Source organism: Lysobacter cavernae (genome assembly GCF_042648505.1).
GTDB lineage: Bacteria > Pseudomonadota > Gammaproteobacteria > Xanthomonadales > Xanthomonadaceae > Lysobacter_L > Lysobacter_L cavernae.
Genome location: NZ_JBHRXK010000004.1, coordinates 359,107 through 373,562 on the forward strand (window position 1 = coordinate 359,107; position 14,456 = coordinate 373,562).

13 protein-coding genes and 1 riboswitch are annotated in these 14,456 nt (G+C 69.5%); of the genes, 12 read left to right on the plus strand and 1 reads right to left on the minus strand.

The annotated features are described in order from the left end of the window. Positions 1-4: 4 nt before the first annotated feature. Positions 5-2,566 carry a hypothetical protein gene (locus ACFOLC_RS11325; protein WP_386759355.1) on the minus strand — a complete coding sequence of 854 codons (2,562 nt, stop codon included), beginning with the start codon at positions 2,564-2,566 and terminating at the stop codon, positions 5-7. 124 nt (positions 2,567-2,690) lie between these two features. Continuing rightward, positions 2,691-2,936, plus strand: a riboswitch (cobalamin riboswitch). Positions 2,937-3,049: 113 nt separating this feature from the next. On the opposite strand from ACFOLC_RS11325, the gene btuB reads away from it, so the two are divergent. From btuB to ACFOLC_RS11385, 12 genes are read left to right on the plus strand one after another with little or no spacing between them, the layout of a single operon-like run. Continuing rightward, positions 3,050-4,900: a TonB-dependent vitamin B12 receptor gene (gene btuB / locus ACFOLC_RS11330; protein WP_386759356.1), complete on the plus strand. Its 1,851-nt coding sequence runs from the start codon at positions 3,050-3,052 to the stop codon at positions 4,898-4,900. A gap of 38 nt (positions 4,901-4,938) precedes the next feature. Continuing rightward, complete coding sequence (locus ACFOLC_RS11335; protein ID WP_386759357.1) at positions 4,939-5,520, plus strand: hypothetical protein; 582 nt, start codon at positions 4,939-4,941, stop codon at positions 5,518-5,520. 38 nt (positions 5,521-5,558) lie between these two features. Beyond that, positions 5,559-6,161 carry a hypothetical protein gene (locus ACFOLC_RS11340; protein WP_386759423.1) on the plus strand — a complete coding sequence of 201 codons (603 nt, stop codon included), beginning with the start codon at positions 5,559-5,561 and terminating at the stop codon, positions 6,159-6,161. Further along, positions 6,158-6,784, plus strand: coding sequence for a cob(I)yrinic acid a,c-diamide adenosyltransferase (cobO, locus tag ACFOLC_RS11345; protein WP_386759358.1), 627 nt, complete (start codon positions 6,158-6,160; stop codon positions 6,782-6,784). Before ACFOLC_RS11340 ends, cobO begins: the two co-directional genes overlap by 4 nt. Positions 6,785-6,798: 14 nt before the next feature. Beyond that, the gene (locus ACFOLC_RS11350; RefSeq protein ID WP_386759359.1) at positions 6,799-8,097 is read left to right on the plus strand and encodes a cobyrinate a,c-diamide synthase; all 1,299 of its coding nucleotides are present in this window, start codon (positions 6,799-6,801) and stop codon (positions 8,095-8,097) included. 38 nt (positions 8,098-8,135) lie between these two features. Continuing rightward, positions 8,136-9,053 carry an adenosylcobinamide-phosphate synthase CbiB gene (gene cbiB, locus ACFOLC_RS11355; protein ID WP_386759424.1) on the plus strand — a complete coding sequence of 306 codons (918 nt, stop codon included), beginning with the start codon at positions 8,136-8,138 and terminating at the stop codon, positions 9,051-9,053. Further along, entirely contained in the window at positions 9,046-10,029 is a 984-nt protein-coding gene (gene cobD, locus ACFOLC_RS11360; RefSeq protein WP_386759360.1) for a threonine-phosphate decarboxylase CobD, read from the plus strand. Before cbiB ends, cobD begins: the two co-directional genes overlap by 8 nt. Beyond that, a complete protein-coding gene (locus tag ACFOLC_RS11365; RefSeq protein ID WP_386759361.1) occupies positions 10,026-11,501 on the plus strand; it encodes a cobyric acid synthase in 1,476 nt (491 codons plus the stop codon). The genes cobD and ACFOLC_RS11365 overlap by 4 nt, the downstream gene beginning before the upstream one ends. Next, the gene (gene cobU, locus ACFOLC_RS11370) at positions 11,489-12,010 is read left to right on the plus strand and encodes a bifunctional adenosylcobinamide kinase/adenosylcobinamide-phosphate guanylyltransferase (protein ID WP_386759362.1); all 522 of its coding nucleotides are present in this window, start codon (positions 11,489-11,491) and stop codon (positions 12,008-12,010) included. The genes ACFOLC_RS11365 and cobU overlap by 13 nt, the downstream gene beginning before the upstream one ends. Next, entirely contained in the window at positions 12,007-13,053 is a 1,047-nt protein-coding gene (gene cobT, locus ACFOLC_RS11375; protein ID WP_386759363.1) for a nicotinate-nucleotide--dimethylbenzimidazole phosphoribosyltransferase, read from the plus strand. The genes cobU and cobT overlap by 4 nt, the downstream gene beginning before the upstream one ends. Then, the gene (locus ACFOLC_RS11380; protein ID WP_386759364.1) at positions 13,050-13,703 is read left to right on the plus strand and encodes a histidine phosphatase family protein; all 654 of its coding nucleotides are present in this window, start codon (positions 13,050-13,052) and stop codon (positions 13,701-13,703) included. The genes cobT and ACFOLC_RS11380 overlap by 4 nt, the downstream gene beginning before the upstream one ends. Next, entirely contained in the window at positions 13,700-14,443 is a 744-nt protein-coding gene (locus tag ACFOLC_RS11385; protein WP_386759365.1) for an adenosylcobinamide-GDP ribazoletransferase, read from the plus strand. The genes ACFOLC_RS11380 and ACFOLC_RS11385 overlap by 4 nt, the downstream gene beginning before the upstream one ends. Positions 14,444-14,456 lie beyond the last annotated feature (13 nt).

Below are 14,456 nucleotides of genomic sequence, written 5' to 3' on the forward strand. Positions count from 1 at the left end.
CCTCCTACAGCGTCGCCAGAAACGCGATCAATGCCTGCTTGTCGGCGTCCGGCAGGTCCTCGCCGAAGCGGTGGCCGTCGTTCTCGATGGCGTCGGTGCAGGTGCTGTAGACCTCGAACAGCTTCGGATGCCGACGCAGCGTCGGCACCAGCTGGCCCGGATCCTTCAGCAGCTGATCGGCGACCGTGCGCAGTTCGGCAAAGGCCGCGTCGCCTTCCTGGGGCCCCAGGCTCGTACGCAGTTTCTTCTGCAGCACCTGCGGGTGCAGGCGCAGGCTGACCAGGTCGCCGAGGAACTGCTTGTGCTGGAAATTGCCCAGCCGTCCCGCGCTGCTGCCCTTGGGCACGACGATGGTGAGCCCGGCGATCTGTTTCTCCTGGCCGTCCTCGACCAGGCGCAGGCCCGCCACCAGCGGCACGTCGAGGTCGAAGCGGGTGATCTTCGGCTCGCGCCGCGCCGGGTTCAGCATGGCCTGCATCGAGGCGACGTACAGCTTGAAGCGGCCGTCGACGCTGGGGTCGTAGGCCCAGCACACTGGCGCCTTGTCATCAGGCACCGGCTGCCCACGCGCGTCGACGTAGGCGTTGCGGTAGAAGAAGTTCTCGCGGTGCCTGGGCTGGCCGCACAGTTCCGGCCCCAGCGCGTTGTTGTGCATGAGCGGTGCGTGCGCCCACAGCGACAGCAACGAGATGTTGCGGTAGTAGCCGCGGCCGCCGTCGTGCGGCTCGCTGAGGCTCGGGTCCGGCGGTCGTGCGCGCAGTGTTTCCGAGCCGTATTCCTGCCAGATGTGGCCGGCCATGTGGTTGGAATGCAGCCCGCGGCAACGGTTGCTGCCGACTTCGGAGACGAAGGTCGTCATGTCGTTGCCGAGCCAGTCGGCGCGCAGGCCGGTCTTGGCATCGATCGCGCGGAAGTCGCGGTTGCGGAACGCGCCGCCGGCCGACTCCGGCACGCTTGAATGGCAGCGCGCGCAGTTGGCCGCGAACACCTCGTGGCCGCGCGTGACCGCACCGGTGCCGAAGTCCTTTTCGAGGTCGGTTACCAGGTCGTCGTGGCGGTAGCGCGCGCCCGGGTTGGCGGCCTTGCGCGCGGTCTCGCGCGCCGTGGCCAGGTCGGTGGCGTGTGTTTCGGACGAATGCAGGAAGGCGGCGATGTCGCCAAGCCGGTCCTCGATCGCGCGGAACGCCGGGCAGTCGCGGCGGCACTGGCCGATGTCGAATGGCGTCTGGCCGAAGTTGCGGCCCTGCGGATCGAGCTGGCGCAGGTCGGTGAGGTGGTTGAGCCAGCACTGCTCGGCGCAGGAGCCGATGTTGAAGTACACGCGCTGGATCGCCTCGTTGGCACCGATCGAATCTTCGCCGCCCTTGAGGATGTGGTGCACGGTTTCCTGCTGCGTGCCCTTGCGCCAGCACTTGCTGTCACGCCCCGGCTCGCACCAGCACGCGGCTTCGCCGTCCTTGCAACTGGCGACTTTGCGCCACTTGTCGACGACTTCGCCGGAGAAGGTCGGGCGCTGGTGCAGGTTGATGATCGCGTTGATCGTGCCCGGGTTGTTGATCTGGTCGTTGGGAATGGCCGAGGTGTCACTGGTGCCGGGCCGCGCATGCGCGAACATCTGGTACTCCAGCGAGTCGTGCGGCATGCCCGAGGCCAGCATCTCGGAGATGCGCAGGTACTGGTTGCCGATCGCGCCCTTGATGTTGGCCCAGGTCGGATTGGCCGGGTCCTTGGGCGGGTTGAGCGGGTCGAAGGCGATATGGCACGAGCCGCAGCTGGTGCCGATCAGGAACGGCGGCTCGATCGAGCCGTCGGCGAGGCGCCGCACGCGCGCATCGGCGGACTGGGGAGTGCTCGAGAGCGTGCGGCTGTAGCCCTCCCAACTGGCGAGCCGGCCATTGATCGCCAGCCAGCGCGCCTTGTCGAAGCGCGGGTTCGGGAATTTGCGGAACCCCAATGCGCCCGTCGAGGTGCCGAAGGCGAGGTCGCAGGCCGATTGGCGCGGGTCCTGGTCGCGGCGGTGCGGGTCGTCCGCTGCCATCGGCGCGTCGACGAAGTCGCAGGCCGGATCGCGGTAGCCCGGCTTGCCGACATGCGCGAGCAGTTGCGCATCGCCAGGACACCACTGGAACCCGTAGGTTTCGTCCAGGCTCCGGGCCGGGCAGCCGTTGCTGCCGGGCAGGCAGCAACCGGGGTCGTTGATCAGGCCCCAGGCGGCGAAGCGGTCGTCGCGGCGGTCGGCGCGCAGCACGCGGAACCAGTCGATCAGGATGCCGACGCGCTGCTGGAACACGTAGGTGTGGAAGCGCGAATTGCCGCCGGTGGCCTTGTACCAGATCTCGCGGCCGGCGCGTTCGGAGGCGGACAGGCCGGCTTCACCGGTGTAGAAGCCCGGCGCATCGCGTACTGGTGCGGTGCTGGCGACGGGCATTGCCGCGGTCGGCGCGGCGCTGGCGGTCGTGGCGGGAAGAGCTGTCGCCACCGTCGCGGTGTGTCGTGCGGAAACAACAGCTAGTACCCCCACGACAATCAGGACGCCCGCGGCGGCGATCCATGCGGTCCGTTTCATCGTTTCTCCTCCACACAGCCGAATGCATGCCGCACGCGGCCCGTTGGGCGTCACTGTGCAAACCAACGCCGTGGCAGAGGCCGAACGGCCATCGCCGCGGAAGAGCGCGCCGTGATGAAGCTGCTAAGATGCGCGAGCCTGAGGTGACCGCTGGCCTGGCCAGCGGTTGAAACGGGAATCCGGTGCGCTTTGGTCGTGCATGCACGGCCGGCAATTCCGGAGCTGCCCCCGCAACGGTAGGCGAGACAACGATCCGCATCACCGCCACTGTGCACACGCATGGGAAGGCGCGGACCGGAAGGCTGCAAGCCCTTTCACGGCTTGACCTTCACTCGCGAGCCCGGAGACCGGCCTTTGTGCGACCCGACACGCGGTGGGCGATGTCATGGGGCGCATGCCTGGCGCGTGTCGCATCCAGACCTCCTTCCGCCTGTCCTTAGCCATCGATTCCGCGCGGGCAGGCGCGGCCAAGGAGTGTTGTTCGTGAATTCGTACCGTTTGTCTTTCCGCCAATCCGCATTGGCGGCCGCGCTGTCGTTCGTCATCACCGCCCCGGCCTTGGCCGAAGGCGCCGCCACCGACCTCGACCAGGTTGTCGTCACCGCCACGCGCACCGCGCAGACCCAGGACCAGACCCTGGCCGCGATCACCGTGATCGATCGCAGCGAAATCGAACGCCTGCAGCCGAACTCGCTGCCCGACCTGCTGCGCGGCCGCGCCGGTATTTCGCTGGCCAACAACGGCGGTCCTGGCAAGGCGACCTCGCTGTTCCTGCGCGGCACCGAGTCCGACCACGTGCTGGTGCTGGTCGACGGCATCAAGATCGGCTCGGCCACCAGCGGCGGCGCGTCGCTGCAGGACATCCCGGTCGAGCAGATCGAACGCGTCGAGATCGTGCGCGGGCCGTTCTCCAGCCTGTACGGCTCCGAAGCGCTCGGCGGCGTGATCCAGATCTTCACCCGACAGCCGCAGGGTGCGTTCGCACCGACGCTCAGCGCCGGTATCGGCAGCTATGCCAGCCAGCGCCTGGCCGCCGGCGTCGCCGGTCGCGGCAATGGCAGCGTTGACGAGCGCGGGGGCTGGTACTCGGTCAATCTTGCCCACGAGAACATCGACGGCATCAACGCTTACCGCGGCACGCGCAATTTCGATCCGGACAAGGACGGCTACCGCAACAACTCGGCGACCGTGCAGGGCGGCTACCGCTTCAGCCCGCAATGGGACGCCGAAGCGCGCCTGTTCCGAGCCGAGGGCTACAACGAATACGACGGCAGCCTCAACAACGAGGCCGACACCGTGCAGCAGGTGCTCGGTGGCCGCGTGCGCTACACGCCGAGCGAACGCCTCAAGCTGACCGCCAGCCTGGGCAGCAGCGCCGACCTCAGCGAGAACTATCTCAACGGCGTGTACTCGTCCAACTTCGATACGCGCCGCGAGCTGGGTTCGCTGCAGGCCGACATCGGTGCCGGCACCGGTCTGCTCAGCTTCGGCTACGACTGGCAGCGCGACGAGGTCGACAGCAACACCCGCTATGCACGCGACCAGCGCATCAACCGCGGCCTGTTCGGCCAGTGGCAGCAGAGCTTCGGCGCGCAGTCGTTGCAGGCCAGCCTGCGTCGCGACGACGACAGCCAGTTCGGCGGCCAGACCACTGGCAGCGTGTTGTGGGGCTGGGACTTCACCGACGCACTGCGCCTGGGCGCCAGCTACGGCAGTGCGTTCAAGGCGCCGACCTTCAACGAGCTGTATTTCCCCGGTTACGGCAATCCCGAACTGCAGCCGGAGACCTCGAAGAGCTTCGAGCTGAGCCTGCGCGGCGAGCACGGCTGGTCGCTCAACGCGTTCGATACCAGGATCGACGACATGATTGCCTACGACGTGACCCTCGGCGATTTCGGCGGCCCCAACAACATCGACCGTGCCCGCATCCAGGGCTTCGAGGCGGCCGCCGATACCACGCTCGTCGGTTGGGACCTGCGCGCCAGCGCCACCTGGCTGGACCCGCGCAACGACGGCAACGACCGCAACCGCGACAACATCCTGCCGCGGCGCGCGCGCCAGAGCGGCCGTGTCGATGCCGACCGTCGTTTTGGCGATTTCAGCATCGGTGCCAGCGTGACCGGCGCCGGCGAGCGTTACGACAACCTGTCCAATACCACGCGCCTGGGCGGCTACGGCCTCACCGATCTGCGCGTGGGCTATGCGTTCAATACGGACTGGAACCTGCAGCTGGCCGCCAACAACGTGTTCGACAAGCAGTATGAAACCGCTGCGCTCTACAACCAGCCCGGCCGCAACTACCTGCTGACCCTGCGTTACCGACCCGCTCGCTGAGCGGGCGTCCATTCGCCACCACCACCACGAGGCCACCGATGAAGCCGTTGACCCGACCCGCCAACCTCGGTCTGTTCGTCGCGTTCGCGACGCTGATGATCGCCACGCGTTTCCACCATTTCGGTACCGTGATCCATCTGCCGGATGCGTCGATGGCGTTGTTCTTCCTCGGCGGGTTGTACCTGCGCAAGCACTGGCAGTTCGCGGCCTACCTGGGGTTGGCGGTGGTGATCGACTGGATCGCGATCGACTACGCCGGCGTCAGCGATTTCTGCGTGACCCCGGCGTACTCGTTCCTGCTGCCGGCCTATGCGGTGCTGTGGTACGGCGGCCGGCTGTATGCCGATCGCCTGCAAGTCGGTTGGGCCCCCATGCTGGGCGCGGCCGGTGTTGGCCTGGTCAGCGCGTCGCTGTCGTTCGCGATCTCCAACGGTGCGTTCTACTGGCTCGGCGGGCGTTACGCCGAGCCGCACTTTGCCGAGTACCTCGCGCGTGCCTGGCAGTGGGGCCCGTTGTTCGTGCGCACGACGATGGCCTACATCGTCGTGGCGCTGGCGGTGCATGCGCTGGTGGCGTGGGCGCTGCGCGGGCGCATCGGCCAGTGGCCGGCCGGCGTTTGATCCACTTCCGGGAGCAGGTCATGTCGCGTATCAAGTCCATGCCAGCGACCTCGTCGTTGCCGTTGCAATCGGCGCGCAGCCAGATACTGGTCGGCCTGGCGCTGGCCGCATTGATGATCTGCACGCGTGGCCAGCATTTCGCCAGCGTCAACGCGTTGCCGAGCGCCTCGTGGGCGGTGTTCTTCCTCGCCGGCGCGCTGCTGCGGCCGATGTGGGCGCTGCCTGCGTTGTTCGTGCTGTCGTCGCTGATCGACTTCGGCAGCCTGGCGGCGGGCACGATCAGCGACTGGTGCCTGTCACCGGCATACTGGGCGCTGGCGTTCGCCTACGCCGCACTGTGGCTGGGCGGCCACGTCTACGCGCGCCGCGTCCACGTCGACCGCTGGGCCACGGTGCCACGGCTGGCGGTTGCGCTGGTGATGACCGCAACCGTGGCGTACCTGTTGTCCAAGGGCGGCTTCTACTTCTTCTCGGGACGTTACCCGGACGCGGACCTTGCTGGCTTCGTCGCGCGCATCCCGCAGTACTACCCGCGCGCGTTGGGTACGCTGGCCGGTTATGTCGGTGCCGCGTTCGCGTTGTATGCGCTGCTGCGTGCACTGAACGCGCGCAGCAGCGCGCAGACAGGCGCACGCGCATGAGCCGCGGCTCCGAGTGCCTCGGCCTGAGCGAGGATGAGCATTACCGCGAGCGCGCCCAGCGCAAGAAGGAACTGGTCGATCGCCGCATCGCCCGCGCCACCATCGATCGCGGCGTGGTGGTGGTCAACACCGGCAACGGCAAGGGCAAGAGTTCCTCGGGCTTCGGCATGCTCGCCCGTTCGCTCGGCCACGGCTTCCGCTGCGGCGTGGTGCAGTTCATCAAGGGTAGTTTCTCGACCGGCGAAGAGGCGTTCTTCCGCCGCTTCGAAGACGAACTCGACTACCACGTGATGGGCGAGGGCTTCACCTGGGAAACCCAGGACCGCGCGCGCGACATCGCCGCGGCCCAGGCCGCCTGGGACGTGGCCGCGCGGATGCTGGCCGACCCCGGTTACGACTTCGTGTTGCTCGACGAGCTCAACATCGCCCTGACCAAGGAATACGTGGTACTCGACCAGGTGTTGGTCGCGCTGGCGGCACGGCCCGAGCGCCAGCACGTGGTGATCACCGGTCGTGGCGCGCCCGACACGTTGATCGAAGCGGCGGATACGGTCACCGACATGCGCGTGGTCAAACACGCGTTCAAGGCCGGCATCAAGGCCCAGAACGGTATCGAGTTGTAGGGATTGGCAAGCAGATGAATACGTCGCGCCACTGTCCTGCGTTGCTGGTTTCGGCGCCTGCCTCGGGGCAGGGCAAGACCAGCGTCACCGCCGCGCTGGCGCGCTGGCACACGCGTCAGGGCCGGTGCGTGCGCGTGTTCAAGACCGGCCCGGACTTCCTCGACCCGATGGTGCTGGAGCGCGCCAGCGGCGCGCCGGTCTATCAGTTGGACCTGTGGATGACCGGCGAGGCCGACGTGCGCGCGCGCCTGTATGAAGCCGCGGGCGAGGCCGACCTGATCCTGGTCGAAGGCGTGATGGGGCTGTTCGATGGCGCGCCGTCGAGCGCCGACCTAGCGCAGGCGCTGGGCCTGCCGGTGTTGGCGGTGATCGACGGTTCGGCGATGGCACAGACCTTCGGCGCGCTCGCGACCGGACTAGCGCGCTATCGCGACGGCCTGGCCGTGCACGGCATCGCCGCCAACCGCATCGGCAGCGCGCACCACGCCAAGCTGCTGCGTGAGAGCCTGCCGGCCGATCTGCACTGGCTCGGCGCCTTGCCGCGCGATCCCGCGCTGGCCTTGCCCGAGCGTCACCTCGGCTTGGTCTCGGCGAGTGAGTTGGGCGACATCGATACACGCCTGGACGCGCTGGCCGATGCCTGGGCGCAGCACGCGGCCACCGCGTTGCCGCCGCCCGTAGCGTTTTCCGCCCCGGCCGAGGCGGCGTCGATCGCACGCAATCTCGACGGCGTGCGCATCGCGGTCGCGCGCGACGCCGCGTTCTGTTTCCTGTATCCGGCCAACCTTGACCTGCTGCGCGCGGCCGGCGCGCAGCTGCGCTTCTTCTCACCACTGGCCGGGGAGGCGCTGCCCGAATGCGATGCGGTGTGGTTGCCCGGCGGTTATCCGGAACTGCACCTGCAGGCGCTGTCGCAGCGCACCGACCTGCGCGCCGCGTTGCACGCCCACCGCGACGCCGGCAAGCCGCTGCTGGCCGAATGCGGCGGCCTGCTCTATGCGCTGGACGCGCTGGCCGATCGCGACGGCCACGAAGCGCCGATGGCTGGTCTGCTGGCCGGGCGCGCGGCGTTGCAACCGCGGCTGGCGGCGCTCGGCCTGCAGGGCATCGAATTGCCCGAAGGCGTCCTGCGTGGCCACACCTTCCATTACGCCCGCGCCGAAATCCCGGCGGCGCCGCTGGCGAAGGCCAGCAACCCCAACGGCGGCCCCAGCGCCGAGGCGGTCTACCGTGATCGGCGCATGACCGCGAGCTTCGTGCATTTCTATTTCCCGTCGAACCCGGACGCGGCGACGCGCCTGTTCCTGCCGTGAGTGAAGCGGTCGTCAGCGCAGCGCTCGCCGGCGGCGCACTGGTCGCGCTGGCGGCGGTGGCGCTCGACACCACGTTGGGCGAGCCGCGACGCGCGCACCCGCTGGTCGCGTTCGGTCGCATGGCGCGCGCGATCGAAGCGCGCGGGTACGCCGATCGGCGGATCGCCGGCGTGCTGGCGTGGTCGTGCGCGGTGCTGCCGGTGGTGGCGATCACGTGGTGGGCAATGTACGAGGCGCGGTCTGCCTCGCCCTGGCTCGCGGCTGCGCTGGGGGCAGGCGTGCTGTACCTGGCGATCGGCCACCGCAGCCTCGGTGAGCACGCCCGGCCGGTCGCGCAGGCCTTGCAGGCGGGCGATCTCGGCGCGGCGCGTGAAGCGGTCGGGCGCATGGTCAGCCGTGACACCGCGGTACTGGACGAGTCGCAAGTCGCCGCGGCGGCGACCGAGTCGGTGCTCGAGAACGGTTGCGATGCGGTGTTCGGTGCGTTGTTCTGGTTCGCCGTGCTCGGCGCGCCGGGTGTGGTGCTGTACCGGCTGGCGAACACGCTCGATGCGATGTGGGGTTACCGCACTCCGCGCTACGAAAACTTCGGCTGGGCTGCGGCGCGTATCGACGATGCACTCAACTACATCCCGGCGCGATTGACCGCGCTGACCTATGCCTTGCTCGGGGACACGACACGCGCATGGTGCTGCTGGCGCATGCAGGCACCGGCCTGGGACAGCCCGAACGCAGGCCCGGTGATGGCCGCGGGCGCGGGGGCATTGCGCGTGCAGCTGGGCGGCGCGGCGCCGTATCACGGTGTCTGGGAATTGCGTCCACTGCTGGGCGCAGGCGCGGCGCCGGGCGCCGATTCGATCACGCGAGCCTTGAAACTGGTGCGCGACGGCGTGCTGCTGTGGCTGGGCGTGTGGTGCGCGTTGGTGCTGGTCGCTCACCGGTGGCTGCATGCTTGAGCACGGCGGCCGCCTGCTGCGTGCGGCGCAACGCTACGGCATCGCGCCACGGGATTGGCTCGACCTGTCGACTGGCGTCAGCCCGTTCGCCTGGCCGGTACCGGCGATTCCGGCTTCGACCTGGCATCGCCTGCCCGAGGATGACGACGGCCTGATCGAGGCCGCGCGCGATTACTACCGTGCGCCACGGTTGCTGCCGGTCGCCGGTTCGCAGGCGGCGATCCAGGCCTTGCCCACGCTGCGCGCCCCTTCGCGTGTCGGCGTGCTGGCCCCCGGTTATGCCGAGCATGCGCAGGCCTGGCGCCGCGCCGGGCATGCGGTCGAGTTGCTGGCGGCGGCAGAACTGATCGCGCAAGCCGAGCGCTTCGACGTGATCGTTCTGATCCATCCGAACAACCCGGGCGGCGACATTTTCGAGCGCGACGCGCTGCTGCGCCTGCATGCGACGCTGGCCGCTCGCGGCGGCTGGCTGGTCGTCGACGAGGCCTTCATCGATGCCACCCCGCAGCACAGCCTGTGCGCCGACAGCGAACGCGAAGGCCTGGTCGTGCTGCGCTCGGTCGGCAAGTTCTTCGGCCTGGCCGGTGCGCGCGCGGGTTTCGCCTGTGCCGGCGAGGCTTTGCTCACGGCGCTGTGCGAGCAGCTGGGGCCGTGGACGCTGACCGGCCCGTCGCGCTTCGTGCTGAAGCAGGCCTTGGCCGATCGCGATTGGCAGTTGCAGGCATCCGGGCGTCTGCACGCGGCCAGCGCGCGCCTGCGAGACGTGCTGACCGGGCACGGACTGAGGCCGACCGCCAGCACGGCGTTCTTCCACTGGTGCCGTCGCGACGATGCCGTCGCGCTGCACGAAGCGTTGGCCACGCGCGCTATCTTTACCCGGTTGTTCGAGGAGCCGCCCAGCCTGCGCTTCGGGTTGCCGGCCGACGAAACGGAATTGGCGCGGCTCGACGCGGCCCTGGCCGAGGTGTTGCGATGAGCGCGCGCGTGCTGATGGTGCAGGGCTGCACCTCCGATGCCGGCAAGAGTGCGCTGGTCACCGCGTTGTGCCGCTGGCTGCAACGTCGCGGTGTCGCGGTGGCGCCGTTCAAACCGCAGAACATGGCACTGAACTCGGCCGTCACCGTCGATGGCGGCGAGATCGGCCGCGCCCAAGCGGTGCAGGCACAGGCCGCCGGCTTGCCGCCGCACACCGACTTCAACCCGGTGCTGCTCAAGCCCAACAGCGACATCGGCGCGCAGGTGATCGTGCACGGCCACGCGATCGGCAACATGGACGCGGTGTGTTATCACGACTACAAACGCATCGCCTTTGACGCGGTGCTGGCCTCGCACGCGAGGCTGACGGCGCAGTACGACGCGGTGGTCGTCGAAGGCGCCGGCAGCCCGGCCGAGATCAACCTGCGCGACCGCGACATCGCCAACATGGGCTACGCCGAAGCGGTCGATTGCCCGGTCGTGCTGATCGCCGACATCGACCGCGGTGGCGTGTTCGCGCACCTGGTCGGCACCCTGGCGCTGTTGTCCGAAAGCGAGCGTGCGCGCGTGGCCGGCTTCGTCATCAACCGCTTTCGCGGCGACATCGCCGTGCTGCAATCGGGCCTGGACTGGCTCGAACGCGAAACCGGCAAGCCGGTGCTCGGCGTGCTGCCGTACCTGCATGGCCTGCACCTGGAGGCCGAAGACGCACTCCCGCGTGGCGTGGAAGCCAAGCCGCAGGCGCGGCTGCGGGTGGCGGTGCCAGCGCTGCCGCGAATCAGCAACCACACCGACCTCGATGCCTTGCGCGTGCACCCGCAGGTCGAGTTGCAGTTCGTCGGTCCGAACGAGGCGCCGCCGGCCTGCGACCTGATCGTGCTGCCGGGCAGCAAGTCGACCCGCGCCGATCTGGCCTGGTTGCGTGCACACGGCTGGGAGGCGGCGATTGCCCGGCACCTGCGTTATGGCGGCAAGGTCATCGGCATCTGCGGTGGGCTGCAGATGCTCGGGCGCGCGGTGCACGATCCGCTCGGTATCGAGGGCGAAGCGGGATCGAGCGACGGCCTGGGCTGGCTCGATCTGGAAACAACGCTGGAGGCCGGCAAGCAACTGCGCAACGTACGCGGCCAGCTTGCGTTTGCAGAGGCTGAAGTGCGCGGCTACGAAATCCACTGCGGCGTCAGCCATGGGCCGGCGATGGCGACGCCCTCGACCCGGCTCGACGAGGGTCGCCCTGATGGCGCGTTGTCGGCCGACGGCCAGGTGCTCGGCAGCTATCTGCACGGCCTGTTCGATGCGCCGCAGGCGTTGTCCGAGGTGTTGGCCTGGGCCGGATTGCGCGAGGCCGCTGCCGTCGACATGCACGCGCTGCGCGAGGCCAGCATCGAGCGCCTGGCGGATGCGGTCGAGGCGCATCTTGATACGGTCGCGTTGTCGCGATTGATGGGAGTGGAGGCAACATGCGCAGCCTGATCCTCGGTGGCGCGCGCTCGGGCAAGAGCGCGTTGGCCGAACGCCTCGCCGCCCAATCCGGGCGTGAGGTCGTCTACATCGCCACCGCCGAGCGTCGCGACGGCGAGATGGCGGCGCGGATCGCGCACCATCGCGCGCGGCGTCCCGCGCACTGGGGCTGCGTCGAGGAGCCGCTGGCATTGGCCGACGCGTTGCGCGCGCATGCGGGCGTCGGCCGCTGCCTGCTGGTCGACTGCCTGACGCTGTGGCTCAGCAACCTGCTCGGCGCTGACGACGCCACTGTCTTCGAACGCGAACGCGAGGCGTTGCTTACGACCTTGCCGCAACTGCCCGGCGAGATCGTGCTGGTCAGCAACGAGGTCGGCCTGGGCATCGTGCCGATGGGCGAACTCAGCCGCCGCTTCGTCGACGAGACCGGTCGCCTGCATCAGGCGCTGGCCACGCAGTGCGAGCGCGTGATCTTCACCGCGGCCGGATTGCCGCTGGCCCTCAAGGGAACCCTGCCATGAACCACGACTGGTTGTTCGATGCCTGCGCATCGATCGATCCCCACCACGAGGCGCAGGCGTTGGCGCGCCAGTCGCAGCTCACCAAGCCGCCGGGTTCGCTGGGCCTGCTCGAAGCGGCCGCGGTGCGGCTGGCGGCTTTGCAGCGCAATCCGCGGCCGGCGCTCGACCGCGTCTGGATCAGCGTGTTCGCCGCCGATCACGGTGTCGCCGCCGAAGGCGTGTCGGCGTTCCCGCAGGCGGTGACCGGCGAGATGGTGCGCAATTTCGCCGGCGGCGGCGCCGCGATCAGCGTGCTCGCGCGTGCGCTGGGGGCGACGCTGGAGGTGGTCAATCTCGGCACGGTGAATGATCCGGGCGAAATCCCGTCGGTGCGGCGCGCGATCATCGCTCCGGCGACGGCGAATATCTGCGAGCGCGCGGCGATGAGCGAGGTGCAGCTGCAGCAGGCACTCGCCGCCGGCGCGGCCAGTGTCGCGGCCGCCTGCACCGCCGATGCGCAGTTGTTCATCGGTGGCGAGATGGGCATTGCCAACACCACCGCGGCCACGGCGCTGGCCTGTGCCTTGCTCGATCAGCCCGCCATCGCCCTGGCCGGCGCCGGCACCGGCCTGGATGCGAGCGGCATCGGTCACAAGGCCGCGGTGATCGAGCGTGCGCTTGCGCGCCACGCGGCCGTGGCGACGCCCCTGGAACAGTTGCGTTGCCTCGGCGGCTTCGAGATCGCCGCGCTCACCGGTGCCTTCATCGCCGCCGCGCAGGCGGAATTGCCGGTGCTGGTCGACGGTTTCATCACCACCGCTGCGGCGCTGGCGGCGGTACGGATCAACCCGGGCGTGCGTGACTGGCTGCTGTTCGCGCACCGTTCGCACGAGCAGGGTCACGCCAGCCTGTTGCGCGCGCTGCAGGCCGAGCCGCTGCTCGACCTCGGCCTGCGCCTGGGCGAAGCCAGCGGCGCGGCAGCGGCGGTACCGCTGTTACGGGTGGCCTGCGCGTTGCACAACGAGATGGCGACGTTCGCGCAGGCTGGGGTTTCGACGGCATGAATGTCAACGGCATGAATGCCGATGGCATAGGCCGAGGTCCGACCATCGACCTGCTGCGCCACGGCGACACCGGCCAGCGCAGCTACCGCGGTCAGCTCGACGATGCCCTGACCGATGACGGCTGGGCGCAGTTGCGTGCCGCCGTGGTCGGCCACGAGTGGGACGCGATCGTGTCGTCGCCATTGCAGCGCTGTGCCGCGTTCGCGCGCGAGCTGGCCGCCGCGCGCGGCCTGCCATTGCGTTTGGATGCGCGCCTGGCCGAATACCACTTCGGGGACTGGCAGGGCGTGCCGATCGAGCGCCTGGCCGAACGCGATGGCGATGCGCTGGGCCGCTTCTGGGCCGATCCGGTGGTGAACCCGCCACCGGGCGCGGAAACCTTCGCCGCGTTCCGCATCCGCCTGTGTGCTGCGCTCGACAGCATTGCCCACGATCGCAGCACCCACGCCGCCCCCGGGCCGCGCACGCTGGTGATCACCCACGGTGGCGCGATTCGCCTGCTGCGTTGTATCGAGGCCGGACGCGGGTTCGGCGACATGGCCGGGATCGACGTGGCGCACGCCTCGCTGCATCGCCTGTCGTGGCCGCGACGTGGCCACGACGAAACTGCATCGCCGGTCGAGGCAGTGAGCGTGCAGGCCTCGGCATGATCGACGGGCTGCTCGCCGCGATCGGTTTCCTCACCCGGGTGCCGGTGCCGCCGCGGGTGTTCGCCGTCGCCGGCGTGCAGTCGCGTTCGCTGGCCTGGTATCCGCTGGTGGGCGCATTGCTCGGCGGCGTGCTGTGCGCGCTGGCCTGGGGGGTGCAGGGCTGGCCGCCGCTGCTGGGCGCGGCGGTGGTGCTGGTGGCGTGGGTGCTGCTGACCGGCGCGCTGCACCTGGACGGCCTGGCCGACAGCGCCGATGCCTGGGTCGGCGGGCTCGGCGGCAACCCGGTTGAAAGCCGCGAGCGCACCCTGACGATCATGAAGGACCCGCGCAGCGGCCCGGTCGGCGTGGTCGCGGTGGTGCTGGTGTTGCTGCTCAAGTTCGCCGCGCTGGCGAGTATTCCCGCGTCGTCATGGTGGGCGTTGCTGCTGGCGCCGACCCTGGCCCGCGCGGCCCTGGTCACGGCGTTCCTCGGCACGCCCTATGTGCGCAGCGGTGGGCTCGGCAGTGGCCTGGTCGCGGCGCCGCGCGTGGCGTGTTGGGCCGCGTTGGTCGCTACGCTGGTGCTGTGCGGCGCATTCGGCTGGCGCGGTGGCATCGCGCTGGCGGTTGCGCTGCTGGTGTTCGCGTGGTGGCGCCGGGCGTGCCTGCGCCGGCTGGCCGGGATGACCGGCGATACCTGCGGCGCGCTCACCGAGCTGGTCGAGGCCGCGGTGCTGGTGGCCGTCATCGCGGTCGCGTAACGCGCCCGCGGGC

Bases quoted from the DNA above. Each gene is read 5' to 3' on its own strand.
- ACFOLC_RS11325 (WP_386759355.1), bottom strand. From the start codon at position 2,566: ATGAAACGGACCGCATGGATCGCCGCCGCGGGCGTCCTGATTGTCGTG.
- ACFOLC_RS11335 (WP_386759357.1), top strand. From the start codon at position 4,939: ATGAAGCCGTTGACCCGACCCGCCAACCTCGGTCTGTTCGTCGCGTTC.
- ACFOLC_RS11340 (WP_386759423.1), top strand. From the start codon at position 5,559: ATGCCAGCGACCTCGTCGTTGCCGTTGCAATCGGCGCGCAGCCAGATA.
- cobO (WP_386759358.1), top strand. From the start codon at position 6,158: ATGAGCCGCGGCTCCGAGTGCCTCGGCCTGAGCGAGGATGAGCATTAC.
- ACFOLC_RS11350 (WP_386759359.1), top strand. From the start codon at position 6,799: ATGAATACGTCGCGCCACTGTCCTGCGTTGCTGGTTTCGGCGCCTGCC.
- cobD (WP_386759360.1), top strand. From the start codon at position 9,046: ATGCTTGAGCACGGCGGCCGCCTGCTGCGTGCGGCGCAACGCTACGGC.
- ACFOLC_RS11365 (WP_386759361.1), top strand. From the start codon at position 10,026: ATGAGCGCGCGCGTGCTGATGGTGCAGGGCTGCACCTCCGATGCCGGC.
- cobU (WP_386759362.1), top strand. From the start codon at position 11,489: ATGCGCAGCCTGATCCTCGGTGGCGCGCGCTCGGGCAAGAGCGCGTTG.
- cobT (WP_386759363.1), top strand. From the start codon at position 12,007: ATGAACCACGACTGGTTGTTCGATGCCTGCGCATCGATCGATCCCCAC.
- ACFOLC_RS11380 (WP_386759364.1), top strand. From the start codon at position 13,050: ATGAATGTCAACGGCATGAATGCCGATGGCATAGGCCGAGGTCCGACC.
- ACFOLC_RS11385 (WP_386759365.1), top strand. From the start codon at position 13,700: ATGATCGACGGGCTGCTCGCCGCGATCGGTTTCCTCACCCGGGTGCCG.